4 protein-coding genes and 1 pseudogene are annotated in these 3,280 nt (G+C 39.1%); all 5 read right to left on the bottom strand.

Annotation, left to right across the window (positions count from 1 at the left end; genetic code table 11):
- Nucleotides 1-184 (bottom strand): alpha/beta fold hydrolase (locus AC06OU_RS04125; protein ID WP_475854166.1); only part of this gene is annotated, 184 nt, incomplete at its 3' end.
- Nucleotides 181-1,203, bottom strand: coding sequence for a 3-oxoacyl-ACP synthase (locus AC06OU_RS04120; protein ID WP_475854164.1), 1,023 nt, complete (start codon nucleotides 1,201-1,203; stop codon nucleotides 181-183). The genes AC06OU_RS04125 and AC06OU_RS04120, both read right to left, overlap by 4 nt.
- Nucleotides 1,200-2,213: a branched-chain amino acid ABC transporter permease gene (locus AC06OU_RS04115; protein WP_475854163.1), complete on the bottom strand. Its 1,014-nt coding sequence runs from the start codon at nucleotides 2,211-2,213 to the stop codon at nucleotides 1,200-1,202. The genes AC06OU_RS04120 and AC06OU_RS04115 overlap by 4 nt, the downstream gene beginning before the upstream one ends.
- A gap of 7 nt (nucleotides 2,214-2,220) precedes the next feature.
- Nucleotides 2,221-3,081, bottom strand: coding sequence for a branched-chain amino acid ABC transporter permease (locus AC06OU_RS04110; protein WP_298473158.1), 861 nt, complete (start codon nucleotides 3,079-3,081; stop codon nucleotides 2,221-2,223).
- A gap of 13 nt (nucleotides 3,082-3,094) precedes the next feature.
- Nucleotides 3,095-3,280: pseudogene (locus tag AC06OU_RS04105) on the bottom strand (ABC transporter ATP-binding protein); the annotation flags it as partial.

Genomic DNA, 3,280 nt, shown 5'->3' with positions numbered 1-3,280 from the left:
AACCTCTCATATCCAAAGCAATTACAGTAAATGAATCTTCCAAAGCATCCATTAGTAGATCCCAATGCTTTGATGACGTCATATTGCCATGAACAAGTACGAGGATCTGCTTACCCCCTGCTCTTTTCCTATAAGTAATTGACTCCCCATTTGCCAATGTTACTTTTTGTAATGTCATGATCATATATTTCTCCCTTCAATTCCCCATTTTATAACTATTGCTCCCCACGCGTAGCCAATGCCAGCACTTACTAGAACGACAATATCTCCACTTTTTATTTTCCCTGATTTTTCAGCTAATTCCAATGATATAATTTGATCCATCTGTCCGACGTGCCCATAATCACTTAAATAAATAGATTGTTCCGTATTCAAACCTAGCTCACCTAGGACATAATCATGTGCAGACCTTTTCATGTGAAGGATGGCAAGATAATCGATATCCTTGTCACTGTATCCGCTTTTCAAAAGCGCATTCCTAACAACCTTTAAAAAATTGTCCATCGATTTTTGTTCTAGTCTTGCCTTCATACCCTCGGGATCCATTACATCTAATCGATACAAACCATTCTCCAAATGCTCAGGTGATAAAGGTTGCTTAGTTCCTCCAACAGGCACCAATACATCCTCTGAAAAAGAGCCGTCCGTGATTATATCTGTCTCTAAAACAGTATTTTTCTCGTAATCTCTTTTTAAAATCATTGCAGCTCCACCTGCACCTAGGTTGAACATGAAGCGCGTCCGATCGTTTGTATAGTCAATAAAGTCACTGTTTCTATAACCTCCCGCAAGCAAAACTGTTTGGATAGAGGGGTCAGCGAGCATCATGCTCTTTGCAACTTTCATTGCCATAATAGTTGTTCCACAACGTAGCGCCACATCAAAACCCCACGCGTGAAAGGCGCCAAGCTCTTCTTGAATCTTAATGGCAGCTGTCCAAAGGGGATATTCCTTGTGCTCTTCCCCAATATAGATTATTAGATCGATAGATTTGGGGTCCACATTTCCTTTTTGCAATGCTTTCTCCGCTGCCCATATTCCCATTGCAACTGTATGATCATCTTTCCCTGGAATTGGCTTTTTTGAAATACCCATTTTGTTTTTGACTACTTCAATAGGGAGTTTGGAACGGAATGCGATTTCTTCAGCAGTCATTACATCTGTTGGAATATATATTCCAGTACTGACAATCCCTATCGTCATTTTGCTAACTCCCTCCTTTTAGTAGCCACTTCTACATTACTTTTTTTGTTTTTCCGTTTCCAGAAAGCATATTGAATGGTTCCAACTATGCCTCTAGGGAAGAAAATAACGGCGAGAATATAAATAATACCGAAGAATATGATCCATCTTTCAAAAATCGGATGTTCCTTAGCTAGCCCAGAAAGATAATGCTGTGCTAATTCAATAACTCCTGCTCCTATAATAGGACCAATAAGTGTGCCTACACCGCCTATAATTGTCATTAATAATGCATCAAGTGTGATATCCATCGTCAGTACACTGGTATTGACAAAGCGTAACGATATCGCATATAACGATCCTGCTAGACTGGCAATTACTCCGGCAACTACTGAAGCGATTACCTTATAATAGAGCGTGTTGTATCCAAGTGACTTTGTTCTTTGCTCGTTTTCTCTAACTCCAATCAACACTTTACCTAGAGGAGAATTTACAAATCTTCTTAGGAATAGATAAACTAGGACGAGGCACCCCAAAACCAATAGATAGAACACCATGCGATCTCTAAAAATTTCAGGAGCTCTAAATGTAAAGCCATCATTTCCATAGGTAAGAGTTCTCCACTTTTCTGCAAGGACAAGAAATAGTCCGGATACCGCCATTGTAAGCATGGCAAAGAAATGGCTTTTTAGACGTAGCGTTAACAATCCAACTAAAAAGCTAATAACCCCTGCAATAACCATACCTACAGCAATTGAAAGTATAAATATTCCGACGGTTGACTCAAAGTGGTTTAACATAATAGCCGTGGAATATGCTCCCATACCGAAGAACATAGCATGGCCAAAGGATACAATTCCTGTATAACCGAGCAGAATATCATAGCTCATCGCTAATATGGAAAAGATGAATATTTGAGTCAGCAAAATAGTCCATGTTCTAGAATCTGAGACAAATGGAAATATGGTAAATGCAGCGATAATTAGCACCAATACGCCATGTTTAACTTGAAATGTAGATTTTAACTTCATCCTTGTATCATCCTTTCGCAGTAAACAAACCTTGCGGACGGAAGATTAATACGACTGCCATAAGCAGCATATTTACCGCAAGTGATAGAGCTGGAACATAATACGCCATGAAGCTCCCTGACAAACCTACTAAAATAGCTGCCATTAATGATCCTGGAAAGCTACCCATCCCTCCAATGACTACTACTATGAAGGCTAATATTGCATACTCCATGCCCATTTCAGCGTATACCACACCTGAATAGGGTGCCATCAAAGCACCACCTAATGCTGCAAGTGCTGCACCTGTCATAAAAACATATAAAAAAACCTTTTTTATATTTATACCTAACGCCTGCACCATTTCCTTGTTCATCACACCAGCGCGTACAGTTAGACCGATTTTTGTTCGTTTTAAAATGAATTGGAAAATACCAAACACGATGAATCCAATGGTGATGATAAATAAACGATATTTAATAATGATGACATCCCCAACCTCCCAGCTTCCAGCTAACAGAGGAGGTACTTTTGCTGGAATTTGGTTTGGTCCGAAAACGACCTTCAGCATTTCAGAAAGAACAATCATGAAACCTAGAGTAATTAATATTTGCTGTACATGGTTTCCGTAAACAGGTGTGATAATTAGCTTTTCGGTTATAAATCCCAATAAAGCTCCCGTTAAAACAGCTCCTACCAGAGCTAAGGTAAAGCTATCGGTCAAACTGTAAAACCATACTCCAGAAAAAGCACCCCAGGCAAATAAGCCTCCATGTGCAAAGTTTAAGACATCCATTAACCCAAATATTAAGGTTAATCCAGCTGCCAATAAAAATATCAACATGCCAGTTGCCAATCCGTTTATCAATAAATTGATGATCAACTCCATATAGCTTCCTCCTTTACCCGATACCGAGGTATTTTCTCTTCAATTCTTCATCTTGGATTAGCTCACTCATTTGTCCTGATTGAACAGTTTCTCCATCATCGATTAGTGTGTATGTATCCCCGATTTTACTTGCCATCATAAAATTTTGTTCTACCAGGATAATAGTAGTCTGCTTCTTCATCTCTATTATTGCTTCCAT

It is taken from the genome of Psychrobacillus sp. (assembly GCF_056205495.1).
This window is presented reverse-complemented; position numbering and strand designations above follow the sequence as displayed.

Bases quoted from the DNA above. Each gene is read 5' to 3' on its own strand.
- AC06OU_RS04120 (WP_475854164.1), bottom strand. From the start codon at position 1,203: ATGACGATAGGGATTGTCAGTACTGGAATATATATTCCAACAGATGTA.
- AC06OU_RS04115 (WP_475854163.1), bottom strand. From the start codon at position 2,213: ATGAAGTTAAAATCTACATTTCAAGTTAAACATGGCGTATTGGTGCTA.
- AC06OU_RS04110 (WP_298473158.1), bottom strand. From the start codon at position 3,081: ATGGAGTTGATCATCAATTTATTGATAAACGGATTGGCAACTGGCATG.